Source organism: Mycobacterium neumannii (genome assembly GCF_048452905.1).
Lineage (GTDB): Bacteria > Actinomycetota > Actinomycetes > Mycobacteriales > Mycobacteriaceae > Mycobacterium > Mycobacterium neumannii_B.
On record NZ_JBCGVF010000003.1, the window covers coordinates 1266387 to 1292158 of the forward strand.

Here is a 25772-nt window from a genome sequence, read left to right on the forward strand (position 1 = left end):
CTCCACCCCGGATCCCTGGCACGCACACCCACCCAACCCCCACCCGACGTCGCGCCCTGCCCCGGACCCCTCGGCGAACACGCCCAATGGCGCTGGTACGAACCCTTCCAACCCCAACCACCACCACAGGTGAACTGAACCAGCCAAACAGCCTGGTGCGCAGTCGAATCCATACGGGCTATGAAGAGCAGTGATTACCGGACGAACGCGGCGCCGCGCTCGCGGTCCAGGAACGTCTCGGACTTGTTCTTCAGGAAGAACAGGTAGACGACAAGCGAGATCGCGATGCACACAGTCACGTATCCAATGAACAGCGGCACCTGGTCGCGCTCCTTGAGCGCCTGGTAGATCAACGGCGCCGTACCGCCGAACATCGAGTTGGCCAACGCGTATCCCACACCGACGCCGAGCGCGCGAACATGCACGGGGAACAGCTCGGACTTCACCAACGCGTTGATCGAGGTGTAGCCGGTGAGGATGACGTACCCAACCGCTACCAGCAGGAAAGAGGTGAGCGGCGAACGGGTTTCGGGCAGGTAGGTGATGAGGATGTAGGTGTAGACCAGCCCGCCGCAACCGAACCACAACAGCAACGGTTTGCGCCCGACCTTGTCGCTGATCATTCCGCCGACCGGCTGCAACAGCATCAGGAAGATCAGGCCGATCAGGTTGATCCATGTGCCCGTCATACCCTCGCCCTTGTAGGCCGTCTTCACGATCGCCGGGGCGTTGACGCTGTAGGTGTAGAACGCGACGGTGCCGCCCATGGTGATCAGGAAGCACAGCAGCAGCGGTCTCCAGTAACGGGTGAACAGCTCGCGCATCGAGCCGGCGCCCTTGTCCTCGCCGGCTTTCGTCGCCTCGATGACGTCCTCGCTGAGCGACTCGTCCATGGTGCGGCGCAGCCAGAAGACGACGACCGCGGCGACGCCACCGATCGCGAAACCGATGCGCCAGCCGAAGTCGCGCAGCTGGTCCTCGCTGAGGAACGCATCGAGCACGAGCAGCGTGAACTGCGCCAGTACATGCCCGCCCACCAGCGTGACGTACTGGAAGCTCGAGAAGAACCCGCGACGTTCTCGTGTCGCGGCCTCGGACATATACGTCGCCGACGTCCCGTACTCGCCCCCGGTCGCGAATCCCTGCACAAGGCGCGCGAGCACCAGGACGATCGGCGCGGCGACCCCGATGGTCGCCTGCGACGGCACCAGCGCGATCACCATGGAACAGAACGCCATCAGCGACACACTGACCGTCAACGCGGCGCGTCGGCCCCGCCGGTCCGCGAACCGCCCGAAGAACCACGACCCGACCGGCCGCATCACGAAGGTCACCGCGAAGATCGCGTAGACGTACACCGTCGAGTTCTTCTCGGACTCGTCGAAGAACTGCGCTTCGAAGTACGAGGCGAACACCGTGTAGATATAGACGTCGTACCACTCGACGAGGTTGCCCGACGAGCCGCGGATCGTGTTCCAAATCGCCCGCCGGGTCTGCGCAGGAGTCGACCGCGGCGGCTGCGCTTCGGTGGTCGGTACGGTCATGGACGGACACGGTATCCGACGGAGCAAGCGGTCGGATGGATGTTGTTCGTGGTCCTATGGGCGAGATTGCACTCAGGGTCGTGGCCGGTCGCGAACAGCCCTCAGTGCATTCTCGTGCGTAGGCGCTCGCGGGCATCCACCCGCTCTCGCTGCGGAACCACGACGTACTTCGGGTCGCGTGTCGACGCCACACCGGCCTCGAACACCCCGAACCGCTGCAGCGCACTGCCCGCGAGCAGGGCCGCTCCCGACGCGACGATTGTCGCTCGGTTACGCCCGAGCAGAGCGCCGACGGCTCCTCCGACGGTCAGCACCTCCGACGCCTGACGCAACCGGTGCGGCCGCCCCGTGGTGTACGCCTCGCCTTCCACACCCATCCGCCGCTCCATCAGCCGCGACGCCCCCACCTCCATGCCCGCGCCCAGTACCGCCATGCGCCGGGCCGGGCCGGTCTCGTCGTAGGGCGCCAACAACATCCCCAGCCCGGCGCCGCTGGCCGCCGCCGAACCCGTGAACACGAACGGCAGATACGGGTGAGCCTCCCTCCAGGCCGGAACCGCCGTCTGCGACAACAGAACTGCCGTGTACGACGCCACCCCCGACGCCGTTCCCGCCGCCCACAGCCCGGCCGGTCGCGCCGCCCGCTCCACCAGCCGGCCCAACGCTGTCCTGCGCAGCCGACGCGGCATCAGCTCGGCCACCGCGATCACGCCCGATCCCGGACCGTACGCCGACAGGATCCAGGTGCCCATGCTCATCGGAGAGCTGGGCTTGGCCACCCGCAGCATGTGGTGGAAGCGCTCCGGTCGCCCGAGGTCGGCGATCAGGAAGTACAGGCTCGCCAAAACGCTGACCAGCGAACCGATTCGGGTGACCTTGCGCAGCTCGGTCCGCCCCGTCAGGTCCGCTCCCGCGGCGAGCATCGCCGCGCCGCCGGACAGCCCGCCGCAGAACAGGTACGCAGCAATCCTCCAGTCCCACACCGGGGTCTTGAGGATCTGCTTGCCGTAGTAGGAACGGAATTCGGCCTTCGGCACAGCGAGTTGTTCGCGAGGCATCAGCTGCGCCGTCCGAAGAACGAGGACACGGCGATACCGATCATCGCCGACGCCGCCATCCCCGCGTAGCGCCACATCGCGCCCATGTCGCGTGTCGGCACCACAGGATCCGGCGGCAGCCCGTACACCTCGGGTTCGTCGAGCAGGAGGAAGAACGCGCCGTCACCGCCGACGCCGTCGTTGGGGTCCTCGCCGTACAGCCGCGCCTCGGTGACGCCGCGTTCGTGTAACTCGTTGACGCGCAACGCGGCTCGCTCCCGCAGCTCGTCGAGCACACCGAACTGTATGGAGTCCGTCGGGCACGCCTTCGCGCAGGCCGGCTCCAACCCGTCACGCAGACGGTCGTAGCACAGCGTGCACTTCCAAGCCCGGCCGTCGCCCTCGCGCCGCTCGATCACCCCGTACGGGCAGCCCGACACGCAGTAACCGCAGCCGTTGCAAATGTCCTGCTGCACAACGACGGTAGCGAACTCAGTGCGGAACAGCGCGCCCGTCGGGCACACATCCAGACACCCGGCGTGGGTGCAGTGCTTGCAGACGTCGCTGCTCATCAACCAACGGAAGTCCTGGCGGGTCTCGGCGCTCATCGTGTCGCCGGGGCGCTCGAATCCGGGGATGCCGAGGTCCACGCGTTCCTGTGACGGTTGCTCGATGAACGCGACGTGCCGCCACGAATTCGCGCCCAGCTCACCGGTGTTGTCGAAGGACATGCCCAGGAGGTTGTAACCGCTGTCAGGTACCTCGTTCCACTCCTTGCACGCGACCTCGCACGCCTTGCAGCCGATACACACCGAGGTATCGGTGAAAAAGCCCATCCTCGGCGGATGCTCGTCGTAACCCGCGTCGGCGGCGACGTCGTCGAGAGGACCGTAGAAGCTGTTGTGGCTCATGACTGCTCCTCGGTGTGGTCTTCCGACGGCTCGGTGGTGTCCAGGTTGGTACCGGTCTCGGGAGTGATGCGGGCACGCTCGCGGTACATCGCGATGTACTGAAGCAGCGCCGGGCCCCGCGGCCGCCGCCCCGGCTGGATGTCACACGTCGCGACCTTGCTCTCCTGGATGAACACGTTCGGATCGGCCACCACCCCGAGCAGGTCGTTGACGACGTCGCCGTCGATCAACCCGACGCTGCCCCAGTGGTACGGCATCCAGACCTGATGCACCACCCGGTCCTCGACCCGCAGCGGTCGCATCCGATCGGTCACGAACACCCGCGCGTCGACCGCCGAGCGACTGGTCACCACGTGCGCCCATTCCATATGCGTCAGACCGCGTTCGGCCGCCAGTTCCGGTGACACCTCGACGAACAAGCCCGGCTGCAGCTCGCTCAGATACGGCAGCTGGCGGCTCATCCCGCCCGCCGTGTGATGCTCGGTCAACCGTGCGGCGGTGAAGACGAAGGGGAACACCTCGCCGTGCAGTTCCGGCGGCGATGGGTTCGACGGGTTGTCCGCGCGCCCGTACACCTTTCGCGCCGGGTTGCCCTGCTGCTGGTAGAGCGCATTGGCCATCGGCGACTCGTGCGGTTCGTAGTGCGTCGGCAACGGTCCGTCGAGCACACCGTTGGGCGCGAACAGCCAACCCTTGCCGTCGGCCTGCATGACGAACGCGTCGTCGCCGCGCAGCGCCTCGACACCGACTGCCTCAGAGGGTGGTTCGTAGTCCGGCGGCTTGTTCTTCTCGAAATCCGGGACGTCGTTACCGGTCCACTCCCTCTTTTCGGCGTCCCACCAGACCAGCTTCTTGCGCTCACTCCACGGCCTGCCCTGCGGATCGGCCGACGCGCGGTTGTAGAGCACGCGGCGGTTCATCGGCCACGCCCAACCCCATTGGGAGTCGTCGTGTGGCTCGCGCCGCGCCGCCTGGTTGACCTCGTCGGCGTACACGCCGCTGTAGATCCAACAGCCACACAGCGTGGAGCCGTCGGCCTTCAGCGAGGTGTAGCCGTCGACGGCCCGATCGGTCGTCAGATCCACGCCGCTGATGCGCCGGAGCACGTCGTCGGCTGACGGCTCGTCACCGTCCAGCTTGTAGTCCCACGACAGGTCCAGCACCGGCCGGTCCCGTTCATCGGTTGAGCCGGCCAGCTTTTCGCGCAGAATCCGGCCCAGGTGGTAGAAGAACCACAGCTCGGAGCGGGCGTCGCCGGACGGTTCGACCGCTTGTTCGCGCCATTGCAGCTTGCGCTGCGTCTGGGTGAATGTGCCGGACTTCTCGACGTGCGAAGCCGCGGGGAACAAGAACACCTCGGTGCGGCAGGTCTGCGGGTCGATCTCGCCGGTCTCGATCTCCGGCGCGTTCTGCCAGAATGTCGCGCTTTCGATTTCGACGAGGTCGCGCACCACCAGCCAGTCCAGGTTGGCCATGCCGAGGCGCTGCAGTCGGCCATGCGCAGACCCGACCGCGGGGTTCTGTCCCAGCAGGAAGTACCCGAACACGTTGCCGTCAACCATGTCCATCACCGTGCGGTAGGTGCCGTGGTCGCCGTTGATGCGGGGCAGATAGTCGAAGCAGAAGTCGTTGTCGGCGGTGGCGTTTTCGCCCCAGTACTCCTTGAGCAGCGACACCATGTAGGTATCGGCGTTGTGCCAGAAGCCTTTCTGGTTGTCGCCGCGGATGTCGTCGACGTACTGCGCGAGCGTCTCTTGACCGGCGTGCGGCATCGCGAGGTAGCCGGGCAACAGGTTGAACAGCGTCGGCAGGTCGGTCGAGCCCTGGATGCTGGCGTGCCCGCGGAGTGCGAACACTCCGCCGCCTGGGCGGCCGATGTTGCCCAGCAGCAGTTGGATGATCGACCCGGCGCGGATGAACTGCGCTCCGAGCGTGTGCTGGGTCCACCCGACGCTGTACACCAGCGCGGCAGTGCGCTCGCGGCCGGAGTTCTCGGCCCACGCCCGCGCGACGTCGAGGAAATCCTCTGCGGACACGCCGCAGACGCGCTCCACCATCTCCGGGGTGTAGCGGGCGTAATGCCGTTTCAGGATCTGGAAGACGCAGCGCGGGTGCTGAAGCGTCGGATCGCTGGGGATCCGGTGCGCGGTGTCGTCGATGGGTGCGCCGCCGGACCCCTGCTGGTCCGGTGCGGCCTGCTCTTTGGCCCCGGACCCGCCGCCTTCGCGATCGGTCCGCTGGTACTGCCACGTCGACGGGTCGTAGGAGGCCGATTCGTCGTCGTAACCGGAGAACAACCCGTTGAGGTCCTCGGCGTCCTGGAATCGCTCGTCGACGAGGAACGAGGCGTTGGTGTAGGCGGTGACGTACTCGCGGAAGTCGAGGTCGTTGCTCAGGATGTAGTTGATGACCCCGCCGAGGAAGGCGATGTCACTGCCCGCCCGCAGCGTGAGATGCCGGTCGGCCAGCGCGCTGGTGCGGGTGAACCGCGGATCGATGTGCACGACCTTCGCGCCGCGCGCCTTGGCCTCGACCACCCACTGGAACCCGACCGGATGGGCTTCGGCCATGTTCGAACCCATGATCACGATGAAGTCCGAATTGGCGAGGTCTTGCTGGTAGTCCGTCGCCCCGCCGCGACCGAAGGAGGCTCCCAGACCGGGAACCGTGGCGCTGTGTCAAATACGCGCCTGGTTCTCGATCTGTAGCGCGCCCAAGGCGGTGAAGAGCTTCTTGATCAGGTAGTTCTCTTCGTTATCCAGCGTCGCGCCGCCGAGGCTCGCGATGCCCATGGTCCGGCGCAGCGTGTTGCGGTCGGCGTCGAACTGCTGCCAACCCTTGTCGCGCGCGTCGAGCACCCGGTCGGCGACCATGTCCATCGCGGTGTCAAGGTCGATCTCCTGCCACTCGGTGGCGTACGGCGGTCGGTAGCGCGCCTTGGTCAACCGTTGCGGACCGGTGACGAGCTGCTTACTCGCAGATCCCTTGGGGCACAAGCGGCCTCGTGAAACCGGGCTGTCGGGGTTGCCCTCGATCTGGATGACCTTCTCGTCCTTGACGTAGACCTTCTGCGCGCAGCCGACCGCGCAGTACGGGCATACGGAGTGCGCGACCCGGTCGGCTTCGACAGTTCGGGGGGCCAACTCGATCGAGCGCTTCGACAGGGCGGCGTGGCCGCGCCCCAACGGGTCCTGGCCCGTGAGCTGCCGGTACACCGGCCACGACTGGAACAACCCCTTGATGTCCACTGCGCCTCCTTCAGGCCTCGAAGGCCCATTACCCGACGTTGCTCCCATCAAACCGCGTGCGGACTGCGGTTGCTACGAACCGGGCTTATCTCGGCGTTGCGCCTAGTCACACGGGGTGCGACGCGAACGGCCGTGGTCGTCGGACGACTGCTGTAGGCGCCACGGTGGTCGGAACCCGACCCGATCAAGGTTTGCACCCTCTATGGTGCTGCTGTGGCCGAAATCGACCGTCGCACCCTGATGATGATGACCGGAGCCGCCGCCCTGGGCGCGGCCGCTATCCCTTCGCCGCTGGCCAACGCCTCGCCGGTTCGGCCGTCTCCGCCGTCGCAACCACCACCGGACGCGGCGGCCGGAACCTACCTCTTCCAGGACGAATTCGACGGTCCGGCCGGATCGGCGCCCGACCGGTCGAAGTGGATCATCCAGAGCTGGGACGACCCGGTGAACCCGCCGATCGCGGGCCACTACCGCGACGACCGCCGCAACGTGTTCATCGACGGCAACTCCAACCTCGTGCTGTGCGCCACCCAGGAAGGCGACCAGTACTTCAGCGGCAAGGTGCTCAGCCACTTCCGCGGCCAGATCGGCACCACCTGGGAAGCGCGCATCAAGTTGGACTGCATGCACCCGGGTCTTTGGCCCGCCTACTGGTTGCTCAACCAGGACCCGCTGCCGGACGGCGAGGTCGACGTTTTGGAGTACTACGGCAACGGTGACTGGCCACCGGGGACCACCGTGCACGCCGCGTCCAACGGCCGGACCTGGAAGGGGAAGTCCATTCCCGGGCTGGTCGACCCTGCCTGGCACAACTGGCGAGTGCACTGGGGCGAGGAGGGGTTCAGCTTCTGGCGCGACTACGTCGACGGCGCCGAGCCGTACTTCACGGTTAACAACAACCCGATCCCGGTCCACGGCCGGCCTGGTGACCTGCGGTGGCCGTTCGGTATCCCCGGCTACTGGCTGCAGGCCATCTTCAACCTCGCGGTCGGCGGTTCGGGCGGCGGGGATCCGCGTCAGGCGCCCTACCCGTCGGCCATGCTCATCGACTGGATCCGCGTCTGGTAGACGTCGCCGCCCGCGGTCGGCTCGCGCGGCTGGAACCGTTGCTGGTCGGCATTCTCGGTGCCGCGGTGAGCCTCGCGGACGCTGGACAACCGTCGTTCTGGTACGACGAAGCCGCGACGATCTCGGCGTCCTACAGCCGGTCGCTGTCTGCGTTGTGGCAGATGCTCGGCGACGTCGACGCCGTACATGGCCTGTACTACGTGCTGATGCACGGCTGGTTCACCATCGTGCCGCCGACCGAGTTCTGGTCACGGGTGCCCAGCGGCCTGGCCGTCGGGGCCGCCGCGGCTGGTGTGGTGGTGCTGGGTCGGCAGCTGTCGTCGCGGGCGGTTGGGCTCACGGCCGGCGTCATCTGCGCGATCCTGCCCCGGGCGACGTGGGCGGGTATCGAGGCGCGCCCGTATGCGCTGACGATGATGTTCGCGGTCTGGCTTGCCGTGGTGCTGGTGTGGGCCGCCGGACGTGAATCCCGGTGGATCTGGGGGGCTTACGGCGCCTTGCTGGCCGTGTCGATCCTGTTCGACGTCTACCTGGCGCTGCTGGTCCCCGCGCATGCGGTGTTCGTGCTCGCGTTCCGGCGGCGCCGGGCGGTGGTGCTGCCGTTTGCGGTCACATCGGGTGTGAGCGCCGCGGTGATGGCGCCATTCGTCGCGATGGTCGCCTCGCAGGCCCAGCAGATCAGCTGGATCACGCCGATCGGCTCGCGCACGTTCGAAGACATTGCCGTACAACAGTATTTCGATCGGAACCCGTATTTCGCGGCGCTGTCCGCGGTCGTGGTACTTGCGGCGATCGGGGTGTGGGTCCTCGCGAGGCGTCCGGCTGTCGGGGAACGGGAAGCCGTCGTGTTGGCCGTCGCGTGGCTGGTGATCCCGACGGCGCTGATCGTTGCGTACTCGGCGGTGCGCGAACCGCTCTACACCCCGAGGTATCTGTGCTTCACCGCTCCGGCCATGGCGCTGCTGCTGGGCGCCTGCATCATCGCGGTGGCGCGTTCCCCGTGGGTGGCGACGGCGGTCGTGGTGGTGTTCGCCTTGGTTGCGGCCCCCACTTTCATTGCCGTGCAACGTGGTCCGTACGCGAAGTACGACATGGACTACAGCCAAGTGGCCGACCTGATCTCCGCGGAGGCCGGCGCGGGTGACTGCTTGTTGGTCAACGACACCGTCACCTTCCATCCCGCGCCGATGCGACCGCTGATGGCCGCACGTCCCGACGCCTACGCCGGCCTCGTCGACGTCAGCCTGTGGCAACGCGCCGCGGACCGCCGCCACGTGTTCGACACCAACCTGATCCCCGAGGCCTCGGTCGGACCGCTCGAACACTGCGGCGTCGTCTGGATCATCACGCAGGCCGACCCGGGTGCCCCCGAACACGAAGAGGGGGTGGCGATTCCCCCCGGCCCTCTTTTCGGCGGAACACGGGCGTTCGCGGTCAGCCACGACATGGGTTTCCGACTGGTCGAGCGGTGGCAGTTCAGTTTGGCGCAGGTGATCAGGGCGGAACGCTAGCCGCGCGTCGGAATGTGCACGCCGAGCGTACGGTTTGTACGTGAACCCGTTTCAATACACGGAGAAGGACGCGCGATGAGCACACCGCCGTTGGTACCGCCATTCACTCACGACACCGCTGTCGCGAAAATTCGTGCTGCAGAGGATAATTGGAACACTCGCGACCCCGCGCGCGTCGCGCAGGGCTATACGCCGGACAGCCGGTGGCGCAACCGATCGACCTTTCTTCAGGGCCGCGAAGAGATCATCGAGTTCCTGACCGGCAAGTGGGAGCAAGAACTCGAGTATCGACTGATCAAGGAACTGTGGGTTTACGGCGACGACCGCATCGCCGTCCGGTTCGCCTACGAATACCACGACGTCGAGGGCCGGTGGTTCCGGGCGTACGGCAACGAAAACTGGGAGTTCGCCGCCGACGGGCTGATGAAGACGCGCCATGCCAGCATCAACGATGTCGCGATCACCGACGAGCAACGGTTGTTCCACTGGGACCGCTCCGGCCCGCGGCCGGCCGACCATCCGGGACTGAGCGACCTGGGCTTGTGACGGGACGAGCGCTCGGTCAAGTACGAAGCGTGCGGACGCTCGCGTAAGTCAGCAGTCACAGTCGCCCTCAGCAGCCTCCAGCAGAGAGCCCCCCGACGTGATTGTCTCCATCAGAGAGCTCTTCGACGCTGCCCGGCTCGCAGCGAATTATTCGCTCGGAGCGAATAATTCGCTCTGAGGCGGGCACTTGCGATGCGGAACCCACCAGTAACCAGTGGGACTGGTAGAACCAGTGAGGCTGGTGGAGCTAATGAGGCTTGGGCGTTGAGCGCTACTGCGGAAGAAGCGTTCGGGTGCCGTCGGCGTCGCGGCGGGTGATCTTTCGAGCGTCGAGGTGTTCGAGCAACGGCACCGCGACCCGGCGGGTGGTGTTGAGCGCGCGCTTGGCTGCGGCGACGGTGAACGGTTGCGGCAGCGTCGCGAGGATCTTCGCGGCGCGGTCGACGGCATCAGGGCCGAGGACGACGCCGTCGGCGATCCTGGTGAGCCGTCCGGCGCGGATCGCCGCCGCGAGTTCGCGCGGTCCCAGTTTCAGGTCGGTGAGTTCGTCGGCCTCCGGTGCGTGAAACGGCTCGGCCGCCAACCACTCCTCGACCGTTCGCACCGCCTTATCGACGCGTGCGGGCAACTCCGCGTCAGGGCGTCGCACCATCCCGTTGGCCACCTGAAGTCCGGTGCCCTCCAACAGCGCGAGCAGGAGTTCGGCGGCGGGCACACCGGACTGCTGGCGTAGAGCTTCCAGCGGCATTCCCGCCGCGATGTCGTGACCGGCTGTCCAGTCGTTGAGCGCCGCCGTCATCTGGTGGCGACGCTGATCCCACCAGTCGTCGTTGACCATCCACTTCCCGATGCGGGTGCCGTCGGCGTCAAAGCCCATGGCGCGCAACTCGGTTACGAGGACACACGGTGGCGGACGCACACGCCCGGTCGCCAGTTCCTCACCGCGCTCGCGTGCCGCACCGCGACGCCGCAGCGCGGGCGGCCGCACGTCGAGCACCTCGACGCCCGCGGCGATGCGGTGCTCGCCGGGGTCACGCAACAAGCCGATGTCACCGACCCGCAGCGGAAGCGGATGCATCAGCCGAAGCCGTGCGCCGGCCGCGCCGAGCGGTCGTACGCGCACCGGCACCGCGGCTGACCCGATGTGGAGCACGAGTTGCCGATGCAGTTCGTCGGGTTTCCTTAGCCGAACGTCGATTTCGGTGGTGTCGAGCCATGCGCCTGGCGTGCGGATGGCGTCGCCGCGGCCGATATGCCTGCGGTCGACACCCCGCACATTCACCGCGACCCGTGCGATGGCGCCGACCTCCCGCCGGTCTTGGCCGAGCGACTGCAGACCGCGGATCGTCAACCGTCGTCCCGCGTGCTCGAGCTCGTCGCCGACACGCAAGGTGCCCGCCGCCAGCGTCCCCGTCGCCACCGTGCCCGCGCCGTGGACGGTGAACGACCGGTCGACCCACAGCCGCACGTCGGCGTCGCGATCGGGCGCAGGCAGCGCGTCGACAAGCGAAATCACCGCGCTGCGAACGGCTTCCAGATCCGTGCCGAGCACCACCGGAACGTCGGGCAGTCGCTCGCGGACTTGTCCGATCGCGTCTGCGGGCTCGGCGAGGTCAGCCTTGCTGATCACGACGAGCAGGTGCCGAACCCCAAGCGCCTTCAGCGCGTCGAGGTGTTCGTCGGACTGCGGCATCCAGCCTTCCGTCGCGGCGACGACGAACATGACGGCGGGGACGGGGCCCACGCCGGCGAGCATGTTCGCGACGAACCGTTCGTGGCCCGGAACGTCGACGAACGCGACCTCACGCCCGTCGAGCGTGGTCCACGCGAAGCCGAGATCGATGGTCAGGCCGCGCCGCTGCTCCTCGGCGAGCCGGTCCGGCCACATGCCGGTGAGGCGTTCGACGAGCGTGGACTTGCCGTGGTCGACGTGGCCCGCGGTCGCTACGACGTACACGCCAGCACCGCCTGCGCGAGCAGGCCGTCGTCGTCGGGGGCCACCGTGCGCAGGTCCAGCAGGCACCGGCCGCCCTCCAGCCGTCCGACGACCGCGGGTGCGCCGGTGCGCAGGGGCGCGGCGTAGGACTCCGGCAGGCTGACCGCGGCGCTCGGCAGCGCGACGTCGGGTGCGCCGCCACCGCCGACAGCGGCCGTGCAGTCGACGGCCTCGGCTCCCGGGAGCTGGGCGGCCAGCTTCTGCGCGCGGGTCCGCAACTCGGAGACGTCGGCGTCGAGCGCCTGCATGACCGGCGGCGGCGGGCCGACCAGTGTGGCCTCCAGCGCGGCCAGTGTCAGCTTGTCGACGCGCAGCGCCCGCGCGGCGGGATGGCGGCGCAGCCGCTCGATGAGCTCCGCCGAGCCGAACAGCAGGCCTGCCTGGGGCCCGCCGAGCAGCTTGTCCCCACTGGCGGTGACGACGTCGGCGCCGTCACGGAGCATCGTGGTCGCGTCGGGCTCGTCGGGCAGCAACGGATGCGGAGTGAGGAGACCGGAGCCGATGTCGGCAACGAGTGGAACGTCGAGGGAGGCGAGCTCGGGCACGCCGACCGTCGAGGTGAATCCCGTGACCGAGTAATTCGACGGGTGCACCTTGAGGATGAAACCGGTGTCTGGGCCGAGCGCGTCGGAGTAATCGCGCAGGTGGGTGCGGTTGGTGGTGCCGACCTCGCGGATGCGCGAGCCGGTGGACTCCATCAGTTCGGGCAGGCGGAAGCCGTCGCCGATCTCGATCAGTTCGCCGCGGCTGACGACGATCTCCTTGCCGGGTGCCAGCGTCATCGCGGTGAGCAGCAGCGCGGCGGCGTTGTTGTTGACAACGTGCACGCCGCCGGCCGTCGGAACCGCACGGGCCAACGCGGCGAGCGCCCCACGACCGCGCCGGGCCCGGCGTCCGGTTTCGAGGTCGAACTCCACGTCGGTGGCACCGCTCGCGGTGACGACCGCGTCGACCGCGGCCTTCGACAGGGGCGCCCGACCCAGGTTGGTGTGCACGACGACCCCGGTGGCGTTGATGACCGGGCGTAGGGTGGCCGCGCTTGCCGGTAGCGATGCGACCGCGTCGTCGGCGACCCGCTCAGGCTCGATCTCACCGGCTCGTGCGCGCTGTTGCGATTGCCCCACAACGGTTTTCACCAGTGTCCGGCCCAGTACCCGCGATGCCTCGGCCAGCCGTGGATCGGCGAGCAGCGCGTCGGTGCGCGGCACCCGTCGTCGCGGATCGGTCACTGGGCCACCCCCTGCGATTTGTGCACCTTCAGGCGCGCCCAGCGCAACAAAACGTGCACAAATCGCATGAAGCCATCATGGCGCAACCGCGTCGATCGGGTACACCGGTGGTGTGTTGACGTCGGTGGGCCACGGTGCGCTCGATAAGTCCGAGCTCGCGCGGCTGCTGCGCGAAGCCGAGGTCGAGGCGCTCATCGACATCCGCCGCTATCCGAACAGCCGGCACAACCCCGACGTCGCGATGGCCGCGATCACCGAGTGGGCCGAAGACGCGGGGCTGGCCTACCGCTGGGAGCAGCGACTGGGCGGACGCAGAAGCCTGCCGGCGGGGTCCGAACCCGAGGATCCGTGGTGGCGGGTCAAGCAGTTCGCCGCCTACGCCGCCTACACGCGCACCGAGGAGTTCGACGACGCCATCGGCGAGCTCGTGGAACAGTCGCAGCGACAACACACCGCGATGATGTGCAGCGAGTCGGTGTGGTGGCGGTGCCACCGCCGGATTGTCGCCGACGTCGCGGTGTTGCGGTTCTCGGTACCGGTCAAGCACCTGATGCACGACGGTCGGCTGGTGCCGCACGAGCCGTCGGATGGGGCCCGGATCCGCGACGACGGCCTGGTGGTGTGGGACGGGTGATCACCGGAAAGGGTGGCGGAGGCGGACGGGAATCGAACCCGCCAGCGACAGGATCTGCCGCTCAGCGATTTTGAAGACCGCGCCGGTCACCAGACCGGATACGCCTCCCTGACCCACCGCCCGATCATGCCAGGCAGCATGGAGGCTGTGACCGAGCAGATGACCTACCGACTGACCCAGTACGCCCACGGCGGCGGATGCGCGTGCAAGATCCCGCCCGGCGAGCTCGAGGACGTGGTCCGGGGGCTGACCGGCGCAGCGCCGCGCGATCCGGTCGGCGAGCTGCTGGTGAGCCTCGACGACGGTGACGACGCGGCGGCGGTGCGCATCGACGGCGGTTTCCCAGACAAAGGGCTGGCGCTGATCGCGACGACGGACTTCTTCACCCCGGTGGTGGACGACCCGTATGACTGGGGCCGCATCGCCGCCACCAACGCGCTGTCGGATGTGTATGCGATGGGCGGACGTCCGGTCGTCGCGGTGAACCTGCTGGGCTGGCCGCGCGAAGTCCTGCCGTTCGAGTTGGTCAGCGAGGTGTTGCGCGGCGGACTGGATGTGTGCGGGGCGGCGGGTTGCCACTTGGCCGGCGGGCACAGCGTCGACGACCCGGAACCGAAGTACGGGTTGGCCGTCACCGGCGTCGCCGATCCGAATCGGTTGCTGCGCAACGACGCAGGTAAGCCGGGTGTGCCCCTGTCGTTGACCAAGCCGCTCGGCATCGGGGTGCTCAACAGTCGGCACAAGAACACGGGTGAGACGTTTCCGGAGGCCATCGCGGTGATGACCACGCTGAACGCCGATGCCGCTCGGGCCGCCGTCGACGCCGGAGCCGAATGCGCCACCGACATCACGGGTTTCGGGCTACTCGGACACCTGCACAAACTCGCTCGCGCCAGCGGCGTCACCGCGGTGATCGACAGCGCGGCAGTGCCCTATATCGACGGTGCGCGAGATGCATTGGCGCAGGGCTACGTCAGCGGCGGAACTCGGCGCAACCTGGACTGGGTGGCGCCGCACATCGACCTGACCGCCGTCGACGAGGACGAGGCGCTGTTGCTGGCCGATGCGCAGACCTCCGGTGGCCTGCTGATCGCCGGGGAGATCCCGAGCGCGCCCGTGATCGGCGAACTGCTGCCGCGTGGCGAGCACACGATCGTCGTGCGCTGAGACTTATGCCCGGGCCGTCCAGGCCACGCAGTCGGATTGGGCGTCGCGGACGACCGTGTCGGCGGCATCGCTCCACTGCTCGCATTCCGGTGTGCCGTCGTTCGATTTGCCGACCGCGCACCGCATGACCATCGCGCCGAGTGCGGGCGTCGTCATATGCGGTATCACAAGGAGTTTCACCGACGCCGAGCGTCCGGCGACGACCATCAGTCGATGCGGTCGGCGGGGGGCGGGATTCTTGGTCCGGGTGCTCGACAGGATCGAGTTGTAGTCCAGCGTGCCCTCGGTGGCCGCCCAGTTGACCCGGATGTCGATGATCTCACCGAGCGTCTTGTGCAGGGTTTCGATCAGCTCGGGCAGTTCACCGGCCACCGAACCGGTGTGGGGCCACCAGGCGCCGTCGATGTCGGAGCCGAGTTGTGGTGCGAGCACGAGGCGGACGGGGCGGGCCAGCCGTCGCGTCCCCGTGAGGCCGTTCATGCCGAGGGTGTGGACGGACCGCGTTCGGAGCGGTCGGAGAACACCGGATTCGACACGGGTTCGTTGGTGTGGTCCTCGCTCGAGACGTACTCGGGCTGCTGAGGGTGTGAAAACAGGTCATTCGACTGCATGTAGCAAGTCCTTCGTTACGTACCGCTGCGGCCGATGTCGAAAGTGGCGCGCGGTGTCAAAGCGCAGTTCCATCGCGTGGAAAAGATGGCTGCTAACCGGAAACGGCTGCCTTCAGGTTACACCCGTACCCAGAACCATGTGATCAACGGGTCGCGCCGTTGATCTGCGGCGTGGAGATCATGCCCTTCTCCACGCCCCACATCAGGGCGATGGTGCGGTACTCGCCGGTGGAGATGAGGTGCGCCAACGCCTGGCGCAGCGACTCGGCCAGCCCGGACCCCTTGGCCACCGGCCAGCCGTAGGGCGCGGAGTTGAAGACGTCGCCTGCGGCCTCCAGTGCACCTCCCGAGGTCTTGATCGCGAACCCCGCGACCGGTGAGTCCGTGGCCATGACGTCGACCTCGCCGTTGATCAGCGCCTTGGTCAGATCGTCCTGCGTCACGTAGACGACTTCGTCGATGGGCGCTGATCCGGCAGCCACACACTCCTTGCTCTTCGCCGGAATCTCCTCGGTCTCCTGAAGCGTCGCGTACGCCACGCCGATACGGAGCCCGCACGCGTCGGCCGGGGTGAACCCGGACCCGGTCCGCTGCGCCCACAGCGTGCCCGCCTGGAAGTAGGTGACGAAGTCGACCGACTCCTCGCGCTCCTTCGTGTCGGTGACCGATGACATGCCGACGTTGAAGTCGCCGGCCCGAACCGACGGCAGGATCGCCTCGAATGCGGTTTCGCGGTATTCGGGGACTAGCCCCAGGGTTCGGGCGATCGCGTTCATCAGATCGACGTCGAAGCCGACGATCTGACCGTCGGCATCTTTGAATTCGTTTGGCGCATAAGGAGTGTTGACGCCGATGACGAGCTTGCCCGTCGACCGGATCTCCTCGGGCACCGTCGCTGCGATCGATGCCACCGCGCCGTCGACGGCGGGCGGCGGCGTCGTGGTCTCCTCGACGCCGGCCGGTCTGGCGCTGCCGTCCTGGCCGCCGCGCCACTGCAGTACGCCGAACGTGCCAAGCGCCGCGACCAGCATGACCGACGCCGCCACGGCCAGCATCCGGCGTGGCACCCGCCGGACACGTGCCGTTGCCGGCGCCCGTCGCGCCTGGTGCCTGCCGCTGCCTGCGGTGCGTACCGGTGCGGTGAGCGCACGGCGTGCGGCGTCGGCCAGGTCGCCGGCCTTCTGGTAGCGCTTGGCAGGCGTCTTGGCCATACCTTTGGCGATGACTTCGTCGAAGGCCGCCAATCGCGGATCGACCGCCGACGGCTTCGGCACGTCCTTGCTCATGTGGCCGGCGATCTGCTGCTCGAGGGTGTCGGCGGGATACGGGCGCACGCCGGTCAGGCACTCGTAGAGCACGCAGGCCAGCGCGTAGATGTCGGCGGTCTGGTCGACCGGTTTGCCCTCGAAGCGTTCGGGGGCCATGTACGCCATCGTCCCGAGTGTGCTGCCCGCGGTGGTCAGGCCTTTCTCGCCTGCGCTGCGCGCCAAGCCGAAGTCGATGAGGTACACGAATTGGCGTTCGGTGACCAGAATGTTCGACGGCTTGATGTCGCGGTGGATCAAACCGCGGGCATGCGCGGCGTCGAGAGCCGTCGCCACCTGTTCGGCGATCTTGACCGCGAGAGTGGTGTCGAGCGGGCGTTTACCGGCGTCGCTGAGGATGGCGCCCAGGTTGCGGCCCTCGATGAGGCGCATGTCGAGGTAGAGGCGGCCGTCGATCTCGCCGAACCCGTGAATGGGCACGACGTGCGGGTCGTTGAGCCCGGCGGCGGCCTGCGACTCGCGCCGGAACCGCTGTTGAAAGATCTCGTCGGCGGCCATGCTGGGCGGCAACACCTTCAGCGCGACGATGCGGTCGGTCTTGGTGTCGTAGGCGCGGTAGACCTCGCCCATGCCGCCGCGGCCGATCAATTCCTGCAGCTGGTAGTGCCCGAATGGTGTCGCGTCCACCGTCTCTATTAACCCCTCGACAGCGGCCAACCCCGCATCGTGTGTCGATTGAAGTTACATCATGTTTGCCAGAATCTTTGAATATTCTTCGCCGTTATTGGCGGGCGGCCTCGGGCCTGCCGAGGTGATGCTCCCGACGGGGTTTTCAGGGTTGGTGGGAGAGGTTGCTGTCGGTGAGGAATGTCGTATGTCGTCGGTCCTTCGAGCCGTCGCGCGGCCACTCAACCCCGCGAGCGACCGCTCTTGTACGGCCAAACGCGGCGTGTCGGCGCACAAACACGGTCGCTCGCGGGGGTTTGAGGTGGGCTCATGCGGGGGTTTGAGGTGGGCTCATGCGGGGTTTGAGGTGAGCTCACGCGCAAATTTGAGGTTTGAGCTTTGGTGACAGTGGTAAAAGCACCGGCATGTTGACCAACCTGAAGAAGTTTTCACCGCTCCTGGTGGCCGGCGCGGCGGCTGCCGCGATCGCTGCCGCGCCTGCAGGCTTTGCTTCGCCGTCGTTCCTTCCGACCGGTGGCCCCTCGGGCTGCGTCGACCCCGCGGGCACAGGTTGCGCGGTCGCTCCGGCCCCGGCGCCCGCGCCGGGTATGTGGACTCCCCCGCCGCCTCCTCCCGCGCCGGGTGTGTGGACACCGCCGCCGCCTCCTGGCGCTCCTGCCGCGGCCGGCGCCGTTCCCGGTGGACCTGCCGGGGTGGCCGGACCCGAGGGTGCCGCGGGTGCAATCCCCGGCGGTCCCGCGGGAGCAGCCGGACCGCAAGGCGCGACGGGTGCCATCCCCGGCGGCCCGGGCGGCACAGCCGGACCGCAGGGCGCCGCGGGCGCCATTCCGGGCGGACCGTCCGGCGTGGCCGGACCGCAAGGCGCCGCCGGGTGCATTCCCGGAGTCGCTTGCGGCAGCGTGCCCGCTACCGACATCCCCTGATCAGCTCTGCGTCGCGGATGATGTGTCGGCGGTGGCGGATCTTGATGCAGCTTGATCCGTCGCCGTCGACACGACAGTCTTCTTCGCCGACACCGTGATTCGCGCACCGCGGTGCGGTGTCATGATCACGTGCTTGAGCTTCGGCCGTTCGCCTGCGGCTCTGGTCGTCGCCAGTTCGACGCGGCGCAACACCTCACGCAGCACCACCCGCATTTCCACCATCGCGAATCCCGCTCCGAGACAACGGCGATTGCCGCCGCCGAACGGCAACCACGTCGTCGGGCTCAGGGTCGCGCCGACCATGCGGTCCGGGTCGAAGCGGTCGGGATCGGGATAGATGCCGGCGTCGTCGTGCACCAGCGTGATGCTCGGCACCACCATCACCCCCGCGGGCAGCCGGTAACCGGCGATCTCCACCGGCTCGGTGAGGATCCGGCCGACATCGGGGACGACGGGGCGATTCCGCAGCGTCTCCTTGGCGATCGCGTCCAGATACTCGTCGTCGCCGGATTCGGCGGCCCGCACGGCCTTTGACAACACATCCGGATTGCGGGTCAACCGCTCCAGTGCCCAGGACAACCCGGTCGCGGTCGTGTCGTGCCCGGCAACCAACAGCGTGATCAGTTGGTCGCGCAGCTCCCGGTCGGTCATCCCGGCGCCATCGTCAACCCCCGCGCGCACCAATATCGCCAGCGCATCGGTGCGCTCAGCGAGGTTGGGATCTGCGCGGCGGTCCGCGATCTCGGCATACAGGAGCCGGTCGGCGTGATCCATGTTGCGGCGCAACCGTTGCCACAGGCGATGTCTCAACAGCTTGGGTTTGGCGATCGCCACCGACGCCCACGGCCCTACGTTCAGCAGTTGCGGCATCACCTCACGCAGCGCGGCCAACCGATCCGGATCGCTGGCGCCGATCACCGTCCGCAGGATCACCTCGAGGGTGATCTCCGACATCTTCGGCGCCACTGCGAACGGCTCTCCCACCGGCCACCCGGCAATGTTCTGCGCCGCGATCCCGGCCATCACGTCGGCTTGGGACGCCACCGCGTCACGATGGAACGGCGCCATCATCAGCCGGCGACGCTCGCGGTGCACCTCGTCGTCGACGACCAGCACCGAGCTGTCCCCCAGCAACCCCACCAGCATCGAATTCGCCTCGCCGGCATGGTAAATCCGCGGGTCGCCGGCGAACACCGTCTTGATGTCGGCCGGATCGGAGAGGTAGACCATCGAGCCGACCATCGAATTGGTCAGCGTGAACACGTTGCCGTAACGGCGTTGGCAGATCGACACGATCCGCGGCCACCACCGCATCATCAGCAATAGCAGTGCGAACGACGGGAGCCGAGGTCCCGGCGGCAGCGCCGACGCCGTTGTTGGACTCATGCCTAATAGAGTAATGCCGCCGGCAGCGGGTAGGCAATGAAAATGACCCGCTATCCCGATTACGACACCATGCCGATCGGCAAGCAGTGGCGAGCAGGCTCGTCCGGCAAGATCCGGCAGGACACCGACCCCTACACCGGCGACGTGCTGACCGAGATCCCGCAGGCCGACGCGAACGACCTCGACGAGGCCTACACGACAGCCTCTGAGGCACAGCGGGATTGGGCGGCCCAACCGCCCATGGCCCGCGCGCAGGTGATGCGTGACGCCGCCGACGTGATGGGCGCCCGCAAGGACGAAATCACCGACTGGTTGGTCCGCGAGTCCGGCGGTACGCTCGCCAAAGCCGAACTCGAGTGGAACCTGGTGCGCTCGGTCCTGTGGGAAGCCGCGTCAATGCCTCACCACGTCGAGGGCAAGATCATGCCCTCGGACATCCCCGGCAAGGAGAGCCGCATCTACCGCGAGCCCGTCGGCGTCGTCGCGGTGATCTCGCCGTGGAACTTTCCGATGCAGCTGTCGAACCGGTCGGTGGCGCCCGCGCTCGCCGTCGGCAACGCGGTGGTGCTCAAACCGGCGGGCGACACCCCGGTCACCGGCGGACTGCTGCTCGCGCGGATCTTCGAGGAGGCCGGCCTGCCGCCGGGCCTGCTCTCGGTGGTCGTCGGCTCCGGCTCGGACATCGGCGACGCGATCGTGGCACACCCGACGCCGCGCGTCGTCTCGTTCACCGGCTCCACGCCCGTCGGCGAGGGCATCGCGGCCAAGGCCGGGATCAAGCGCACCGCGCTCGAACTCGGCGGCAACGGCCCCATCGTCGTGCTCGAGGACGCCGATCTGGACCTCGCCGCCCGGGCCGCGGTCTTCGGCTCGTTCTTCCACCAGGGCCAGATCTGCATGATCGGCAACCGGACGATCGTCGACGGCAGTGTCTTCGACGAGTTCCTCGACCGCTTCGTCGAGCGGACGAAGGCGATGCGCGTCGGCGACCCGCGCGATCCCGAGACCCAGCTGGGACCGATCATCAACACCTCGCAGGTGGAGTCGATCCAGGACAAACTCGAACGCGCCCGCAGCGACGGCGCCTCCCTGCTGATCGGCGGCGACCCCTTCGGCCCGACCGGCCAGTGCCTGCCACCGCACATCCTCACCGGCTCCAACGACGTGGCGACCGCCCGCGAGGAGGTGTTCGGGCCGGTGATGACGGTGATCCGGGCCGACGACGACGAGGACGCGCTGCAACTGGCCAACGCCACCGAGTACGGGCTGTCGTCGGCGGTGTTCAGCCGCGACGTCGAGCGCGCGGTGCGGTTTGCCCGTCGCATCGACACCGGGATGACCCACGTCAACGACGCACCGGTCAACGACGACGCCAACACGGCGTTCGGCGGGGAGAAGGCGTCCGGGATCGGTCGCTTCGGCGGCCAGTGGGCCATCGACGAGTTCACCACCGAGCACTGGATCTCCGTGCAGCACGAGCCGAGGCAGTACGCGATCTGACTTCTCCAGTCCCGGTCGGCCAATGAGCCGCTTTCCTCGGGTCAGCGGTTAAGTTGACGGCGGGTCGCTACCGACGTGGCCCCCGACCGGAGAAGATCGTTGATACATGCGCGTTGACGGACGGGACGTGGCCGTCTCGGGCAGCCTGCTGCAGCCTTTGACGAGGCGGACCAACGACATCGTCCGCGTCGTGCTGGCCGCGCTGTTCCTGGCTGTCGTCATCACCGGCTCGGTCATCACCCGCAACGAGTGGGTGGCGCTGGAACGTTCGATCTCCGAGATCGTCGCGGTTCTGACACCCACCCAGGCCAACCTGGTCTACCTCGTCTACGGCATCGCGATCGTCGCGCTGCCGTTCGTCATCCTGGTCAGCCTGATCCTGTCGCGACAGTGGAAGCTGCTAGCTGCCTACGCAGCGGCGGCCGTCCTCGCCGGAGCCGCGCTGTCGATCAGCGGCCTGGGGCTGACGGCGCCGCGCTGGCACTTCGACCTGTCCGGGCGCCTCGACACGTTCGCGTCCCAATTCGTCGACGACCCGCGCTGGATCGCGATGCTCGCCGCCGTGCTCACCGTCTCCGGACCCTGGCTGCCTGCCCGATGGCGGCGCTGGTGGTGGACGCTCCTGCTGGCGTTCGTGCCGATCCACCTGGTGGTCAGCGCGGTGGTGCCGGCCCGCTCGCTGGTCGGGCTGACGGCCGGCTGGTTCGTCGGCGCCCTGGTGGTGCTCGTCGTCGGAACCCCCGGGCTGGAGGTGCCCCTCGACGGCGCTGTGCGGGCGATGGCTCGGCGCGGATGCGTCGTCACCGGCTTGCGGGTGGTGCGCCCCGCCGGCGCCGGACCGCTCGTACTCACCGCCACCTGCGAAGGCCAGCAGACCGCGGCGGTGATGGAACTGTACGGGCCCCATCAGCGCGGCGGCGGCGTGCTGCTGCAGTTGTGGCGCAAGGTGCGGTTGCGCGACCGCGAGACCGCGCCGCTGCACGCGTCGATGCGCCGCCTCGTCGAACACCGCGCCCTGATGGCCATCGCAATCGGCGAGCTCAAGATCGCCAACGCGTCGACGATCGCCGTCGCGGCGCTGGACCGGGGCTGGACGCTGTACGCCCACACCCCGCCGCGCGGAATTCCGATCAGCGAGTGTGCCGACTCGATACCCGTCGGCCGGGTGTGGGAGTCGCTGCGCGAACTGCACGACTGCCAGATCTCCCACGGTGACCTGCGCAGCAGCGAGATCACCGTCGACGCAGAGACGGTGTTGTTCGGCGGATTCGACAACGCCGAGTACGGCGCCACGGACGCCCAGTTGCGCAGCGACATCGCTCAGCTGCTGGTGACGACGACGCATCTCTACGACGCGGGTTCGGCAGTGCGGGCGGCGATCGACGCGTTCGGCAACGAAGCGGTGCTGACCGCGTCGCGGCGGCTGACCATGGCCGCGATGCCGATGCGCATCCGCAACTCCGTGACCGCCGCCAAGACCGTCATCTCCGCCGCCCGTGACGAGGTGAAGCGTCAGACCCTGGTGGACGAGATCCGCACCGAGACCGTCACGCGGTTCACCCGCGGCCAGGTGATTCAGCTGGTACTGCTGGCCGCGCTGGTCTACGTCGCGTACCCGTTCCTGTCCTCAGTGCCGACGTTCGTCACCGAACTGCGTACCGCGAACTGGTGGTGGGCACTACTGGGCCTGGCCGCTACGAGCCTGACGTACCTCGGTGCGGCGGCGGCACTTTGGGCGTGTGCCGATGGGCTGGTCAGCCTGTGGGGGCTGATCGTGATGCAGGTGGCCAACAAGTTCGCCGCCACCACGACGCCCGCGGGGGTGGGCGGGCTGGCCCTGTCCGCGCGGTACCTGCAGAAGGGCGGTGTCAGCCCGATGCGTGCCACCACCGCCGTCGCGCTGCAGCAGTCTGTCCAGGTCATCACCCACCTCGGGCTGCTCATCTTCTTCTCCACCGCGGCCGGCGTGTCGGCGGACCTGTCGCGCTTCGTACCCAACGTGACGCTGCTGTACCTGATCGCCGGTGTGCTGCTCGGGCTGGTCGGCACGTTCTTGTTGGTGCCGAAGCTGCGGCGGTGGCTGTCGACGGCGGTGCGGCCGCGGCTGGAGGAGGTGATCGGGCACCTCATCGCGCTGGCCCGGGAACCGCGACGGCTGGCGATCATCATGGCGGGCTGCGCCGCGACGACGCTGGGCAACGCGTTCGCGCTGTGGGCGGCGATCGAAGCCTTCGGCGGTGACACGTCGTTCATCACGGTCACCGTTGTGACGATGGTGGGCGGCACGCTGGCCTCGGCCGCGCCCACTCCGGGCGGGATCGGCGCGGTCGAAGCGGCGCTGATCGGCGGCTTGGCGGCGTTCGGCATGCCCGCCGCCGTGGCCGTACCGTCGGTTCTGCTCTATCGCGTGTTGACGATCTGGCTGCCGGTATTCGTCGGTTGGCAGGTGATGCGCTGGATGACCAGGAATTCGAAAATCTAGGCCTGATGTCGTGGTGCCGCCACTCACTACCGCAGCGGCCAGAGGTACTGTTTCACCATCGTGTCGAAGAAAACTGCGCGATAGTCGAATATTCGTCCCTCGATCAGTTTCTAAGGGTGGGCCGTGGTGGGAACCTCAGATACACAGCAGAGCTCGACAGACCAGGCGCAGTCGAAGTGGCTATCCAAATCCGCATCGCAGACGCGCGGATCGGACAAGGACGAAGTCCAGTTCCACTACGACATCTCCAACGAGTTCTTCAAGCTCTGGCAGGATCCATCGCAGACCTACAGCTGCGCGTACTTCGAGAAGGACGACTACACGCTGGAGCAGGCGCAGCTCGCGAAGGTCGACCTCTCATTGGGCAAGCTGGGCTTGAAGCCCGGAATGACGCTGCTCGACATCGGTTGCGGCTGGGGTTCGACGATTCAGCGGGCCGTTGAGAAGTACGACGTCAACGTCATCGGCCTCACGCTCAGCGAGAACCAGAAGCGCCACATCGAGGAGAACCGGTTCGCCAACATCAAGAGCGACCGGAAGATGGAAGTCCGGCTGCAGCCGTGGGAGGAATTCGAGGGCCGGGTCGACCGGATTGTCTCCATCGGGGCGTTCGAGCACTTCGGCTTCAACAAGTACGACGACTACTTCAAGAAGACCTTCAACTGGATGCCCGACGACGGCGTGATGATGCTACACACAATCATCATTCCCGAGGACGAGGAGATCAAGGCAAAAGGACTGCCGCTGACCATGTCCCGGGTGAGATTCATCAAGTTCATCATGGACGAGATCTACCCCGGCGGACGTTTGCCGCTGGCCTCGATGGTGCGCGAGCACGCAAACAAGGCCGGCTACACGGTGACGCGTGAACAGCACCTGCAGTCGCACTACGTCAAGACGCTCGATACCTGGGCAGCGAACCTCGAGGCCAAGAAGGACGAGGCGATCGAAATCACCTCCGAGCAGATTTACGAGCGCTTCCGCAAATACCTGACCGGTTGTGCCGACCTTTTCCGCGACGGCTACACCGACGTCGCTCAGTTCACGTGTGAGAAGGCGGCTGCTTAGCCGGTTTACGAAAAGTGCGATATAAAGCTTGGTCGTTACGGGGTCGTCGGGGTCGCGTAACCGCATAGGAGGCCAAAGGAAGATGTCGGATAGTTCGGGGACGACGATGAAGGTGGCGTACGAGGACGTTCAAGCCCACTACGACCTTTCGAACGACTTCTTCGGCCTCTTCCAGGATCCGACGCGGACCTACAGCTGTGCGTACTACGAACGCGACGACATGTCCCTCGAGGAAGCGCAGTACGCCAAGATCGACCGCGCGCTCGCCAAGCTCGACCTGAAACCCGGGATGACACTGCTCGACGTCGGCTGCGGCTGGGCTTCGGTGATGAAGCGCGCGATCGAGACCTACGACGTCAACGTCGTCGGGCTGACGCTGAGCCGTAACCAGCACGCACTCGGCCAGCAGATTCTCGACGCGGTCGAGACGGACCGCTCGCGGCGGGTGCTGCTCAAGGGCTGGGAGGAGTTCGACGAGCCGGTCGACCGCATCGTGTCCATCGAGGCGTTCGAGGCGTGGCCCAAGACGAAGTACAAGGCGTTCTTCGACACCTGCTACCGCGTCATGCCCGCCGACGGCCGGATGGTGCTGCAGACGATCATGGGGCACCCGCTCAAGCGCTGGCCCGAGCTGGGCATCCCGATCGTGATGTCGGACCTGAAGTTCATGCGGTTCATCGCCAAGGAGATCTTCCCCGGCGGCGCCGTGCCGTGTGACGAGGACGTCTACGAGTTCGGGGGGAACGCCGGCTTCACCGTCGCCGACTTCGACGACATGACCCCGCACTACGTCCGCACCCTGGACACGTGGGCCGAAAAGCTCGAGGCCGCCAAGGATCAGGCGATCGCGGTGACGTCGCAGGAGGTCTACGACCGCTACATGAAGTACCTGCGCGGCTGCTCGGACTTCTTCAGCCGCAACGTCAGCTACGTCGGACAGTTCACGCTGACCAAATAGC

20 protein-coding genes and 1 tRNA gene are annotated in these 25772 nt (G+C 67.4%); 10 read left to right on the top strand and 11 right to left on the bottom strand.

All coding sequences use genetic code 11. The features are described from left to right. Nucleotides 1–194: 194 nt before the first annotated feature. The 4 genes from AAHH99_RS12480 to fdh form a co-directional block, all read right to left on the bottom strand. Nucleotides 195–1544: an MFS transporter gene (locus AAHH99_RS12480; RefSeq protein ID WP_418768888.1), complete on the bottom strand. Its 1350-nt coding sequence runs from the start codon at nucleotides 1542–1544 to the stop codon at nucleotides 195–197. Between the two features lie 101 nt (nucleotides 1545–1645). Next, the gene (nrfD, locus tag AAHH99_RS12485) at nucleotides 1646–2602 is read right to left on the bottom strand and encodes an NrfD/PsrC family molybdoenzyme membrane anchor subunit (protein WP_418768889.1); all 957 of its coding nucleotides are present in this window, start codon (nucleotides 2600–2602) and stop codon (nucleotides 1646–1648) included. Continuing rightward, nucleotides 2602–3492 carry a 4Fe-4S dicluster domain-containing protein gene (locus tag AAHH99_RS12490; protein WP_066845730.1) on the bottom strand — a complete coding sequence of 297 codons (891 nt, stop codon included), beginning with the start codon at nucleotides 3490–3492 and terminating at the stop codon, nucleotides 2602–2604. Before AAHH99_RS12490 ends, nrfD begins: the two co-directional genes overlap by 1 nt. Continuing rightward, nucleotides 3489–6740 carry a formate dehydrogenase gene (fdh, locus tag AAHH99_RS12495; protein ID WP_418768890.1) on the bottom strand — a complete coding sequence of 1084 codons (3252 nt, stop codon included), beginning with the start codon at nucleotides 6738–6740 and terminating at the stop codon, nucleotides 3489–3491. Before fdh ends, AAHH99_RS12490 begins: the two co-directional genes overlap by 4 nt. A 222-nt stretch (nucleotides 6741–6962) precedes the next feature. Here fdh and AAHH99_RS12500 point away from each other — a divergent pair, with 222 nt between their 5' ends. The 3 genes from AAHH99_RS12500 (at nucleotide 6963) to AAHH99_RS12510 (ending at nucleotide 9865) form a co-directional block, all read left to right on the top strand. Next, nucleotides 6963–7808 carry a glycoside hydrolase family 16 protein gene (locus AAHH99_RS12500; RefSeq protein ID WP_068193267.1) on the top strand — a complete coding sequence of 282 codons (846 nt, stop codon included), beginning with the start codon at nucleotides 6963–6965 and terminating at the stop codon, nucleotides 7806–7808. Beyond that, nucleotides 7802–9319 (top strand): glycosyltransferase family 39 protein, encoded by a 1518-nt coding sequence (locus tag AAHH99_RS12505; protein ID WP_418769611.1) that lies wholly within the window; start codon nucleotides 7802–7804, stop codon nucleotides 9317–9319. Before AAHH99_RS12500 ends, AAHH99_RS12505 begins: the two co-directional genes overlap by 7 nt. Before the next feature lie 75 nt (nucleotides 9320–9394). Beyond that, nucleotides 9395–9865 carry a DUF1348 family protein gene (locus AAHH99_RS12510; RefSeq protein WP_418768891.1) on the top strand — a complete coding sequence of 157 codons (471 nt, stop codon included), beginning with the start codon at nucleotides 9395–9397 and terminating at the stop codon, nucleotides 9863–9865. Between the two features lie 271 nt (nucleotides 9866–10136). Here the strand turns inward: AAHH99_RS12510 and AAHH99_RS12515 are convergent, their stop codons facing one another. Together AAHH99_RS12515 and selA are read right to left on the bottom strand one after the other, a co-directional pair. Then, nucleotides 10137–11822, bottom strand: coding sequence for a SelB C-terminal domain-containing protein (locus AAHH99_RS12515; protein WP_418768892.1), 1686 nt, complete (start codon nucleotides 11820–11822; stop codon nucleotides 10137–10139). Continuing rightward, nucleotides 11810–13090: an L-seryl-tRNA(Sec) selenium transferase gene (selA, locus tag AAHH99_RS12520; RefSeq protein WP_418768893.1), complete on the bottom strand. Its 1281-nt coding sequence runs from the start codon at nucleotides 13088–13090 to the stop codon at nucleotides 11810–11812. Before selA ends, AAHH99_RS12515 begins: the two co-directional genes overlap by 13 nt. 112 nt (nucleotides 13091–13202) lie before the next feature. On the opposite strand from selA, the gene AAHH99_RS12525 reads away from it, so the two are divergent. Beyond that, entirely contained in the window at nucleotides 13203–13724 is a 522-nt protein-coding gene (locus AAHH99_RS12525) for a DUF488 family protein (protein WP_418768894.1), read from the top strand. Nucleotides 13725–13737: 13 nt separating this feature from the next. Here AAHH99_RS12525 and AAHH99_RS12530 read toward each other — a convergent pair. Next, nucleotides 13738–13832, bottom strand: a tRNA-Sec gene (locus AAHH99_RS12530). 51 nt (nucleotides 13833–13883) lie between these two features. On the opposite strand from AAHH99_RS12530, the gene selD reads away from it, so the two are divergent. Next, nucleotides 13884–14891 carry a selenide, water dikinase SelD gene (selD, locus tag AAHH99_RS12535; RefSeq protein ID WP_418769612.1) on the top strand — a complete coding sequence of 336 codons (1008 nt, stop codon included), beginning with the start codon at nucleotides 13884–13886 and terminating at the stop codon, nucleotides 14889–14891. Between the two features lie 3 nt (nucleotides 14892–14894). Here selD and AAHH99_RS12540 read toward each other — a convergent pair whose 3' ends face one another. The 3 genes from AAHH99_RS12540 to AAHH99_RS12550 all read right to left on the bottom strand — a co-directional run bounded on the left by AAHH99_RS12540 (nucleotide 14895) and on the right by AAHH99_RS12550 (nucleotide 17454). Further along, the gene (locus AAHH99_RS12540) at nucleotides 14895–15371 is read right to left on the bottom strand and encodes a DUF5994 family protein (RefSeq protein ID WP_418768895.1); all 477 of its coding nucleotides are present in this window, start codon (nucleotides 15369–15371) and stop codon (nucleotides 14895–14897) included. Continuing rightward, nucleotides 15368–15502, bottom strand: coding sequence for a hypothetical protein (locus AAHH99_RS12545; RefSeq protein WP_418768896.1), 135 nt, complete (start codon nucleotides 15500–15502; stop codon nucleotides 15368–15370). Before AAHH99_RS12545 ends, AAHH99_RS12540 begins: the two co-directional genes overlap by 4 nt. Before the next feature lie 143 nt (nucleotides 15503–15645). Continuing rightward, a complete protein-coding gene (locus tag AAHH99_RS12550; protein WP_418769613.1) occupies nucleotides 15646–17454 on the bottom strand; it encodes a protein kinase domain-containing protein in 1809 nt (602 codons plus the stop codon). A gap of 404 nt (nucleotides 17455–17858) precedes the next feature. Between AAHH99_RS12550 and AAHH99_RS12555 the strand changes: the two genes are divergently transcribed. Further along, nucleotides 17859–18377, top strand: a complete 519-nt coding sequence (locus AAHH99_RS12555) for a hypothetical protein (protein ID WP_418768897.1) — start codon at nucleotides 17859–17861, stop codon at nucleotides 18375–18377. On the opposite strand, the gene AAHH99_RS12560 is transcribed toward AAHH99_RS12555, so the two are convergent. Further along, nucleotides 18378–19763, bottom strand: coding sequence for a cytochrome P450 (locus AAHH99_RS12560; protein ID WP_418768898.1), 1386 nt, complete (start codon nucleotides 19761–19763; stop codon nucleotides 18378–18380). A gap of 42 nt (nucleotides 19764–19805) precedes the next feature. Between AAHH99_RS12560 and AAHH99_RS12565 the strand changes: the two genes are divergently transcribed. From AAHH99_RS12565 to AAHH99_RS12580, 4 genes are all read left to right on the top strand, one after another. Then, complete coding sequence (locus tag AAHH99_RS12565) at nucleotides 19806–21263, top strand: aldehyde dehydrogenase family protein (protein ID WP_418768899.1); 1458 nt, start codon at nucleotides 19806–19808, stop codon at nucleotides 21261–21263. Nucleotides 21264–21369: 106 nt separating this feature from the next. Next, complete coding sequence (locus AAHH99_RS12570; protein WP_418768900.1) at nucleotides 21370–23745, top strand: flippase-like domain-containing protein; 2376 nt, start codon at nucleotides 21370–21372, stop codon at nucleotides 23743–23745. Between the two features lie 123 nt (nucleotides 23746–23868). Continuing rightward, a complete protein-coding gene (locus tag AAHH99_RS12575; RefSeq protein WP_064396577.1) occupies nucleotides 23869–24813 on the top strand; it encodes a cyclopropane mycolic acid synthase family methyltransferase in 945 nt (314 codons plus the stop codon). An 82-nt stretch (nucleotides 24814–24895) separates the two neighbouring features. Next, nucleotides 24896–25771: a cyclopropane mycolic acid synthase family methyltransferase gene (locus AAHH99_RS12580; protein ID WP_418768901.1), complete on the top strand. Its 876-nt coding sequence runs from the start codon at nucleotides 24896–24898 to the stop codon at nucleotides 25769–25771. The last annotated feature ends 1 nt before the right edge of the window (nucleotide 25772 follow it).

What these genes read in the sequence shown, in the direction of transcription:
- AAHH99_RS12480 (WP_418768888.1), bottom strand. Translation starts at nt 1,544, where the DNA reads ATGACCGTACCGACCACCGAAGCGCAGCCGCCGCGGTCGACTCCTGCG.
- nrfD (WP_418768889.1), bottom strand. Translation starts at nt 2,602, where the DNA reads ATGCCTCGCGAACAACTCGCTGTGCCGAAGGCCGAATTCCGTTCCTAC.
- AAHH99_RS12490 (WP_066845730.1), bottom strand. Translation starts at nt 3,492, where the DNA reads ATGAGCCACAACAGCTTCTACGGTCCTCTCGACGACGTCGCCGCCGAC.
- AAHH99_RS12510 (WP_418768891.1), top strand. Translation starts at nt 9,395, where the DNA reads ATGAGCACACCGCCGTTGGTACCGCCATTCACTCACGACACCGCTGTC.
- selD (WP_418769612.1), top strand. Translation starts at nt 13,884, where the DNA reads ATGACCTACCGACTGACCCAGTACGCCCACGGCGGCGGATGCGCGTGC.
- AAHH99_RS12540 (WP_418768895.1), bottom strand. Translation starts at nt 15,371, where the DNA reads ATGAACGGCCTCACGGGGACGCGACGGCTGGCCCGCCCCGTCCGCCTC.
- AAHH99_RS12545 (WP_418768896.1), bottom strand. Translation starts at nt 15,502, where the DNA reads ATGCAGTCGAATGACCTGTTTTCACACCCTCAGCAGCCCGAGTACGTC.
- AAHH99_RS12555 (WP_418768897.1), top strand. Translation starts at nt 17,859, where the DNA reads ATGTTGACCAACCTGAAGAAGTTTTCACCGCTCCTGGTGGCCGGCGCG.
- AAHH99_RS12560 (WP_418768898.1), bottom strand. Translation starts at nt 19,763, where the DNA reads ATGAGTCCAACAACGGCGTCGGCGCTGCCGCCGGGACCTCGGCTCCCG.
- AAHH99_RS12565 (WP_418768899.1), top strand. Translation starts at nt 19,806, where the DNA reads ATGACCCGCTATCCCGATTACGACACCATGCCGATCGGCAAGCAGTGG.
- AAHH99_RS12570 (WP_418768900.1), top strand. Translation starts at nt 21,370, where the DNA reads ATGCGCGTTGACGGACGGGACGTGGCCGTCTCGGGCAGCCTGCTGCAG.
- AAHH99_RS12580 (WP_418768901.1), top strand. Translation starts at nt 24,896, where the DNA reads ATGTCGGATAGTTCGGGGACGACGATGAAGGTGGCGTACGAGGACGTT.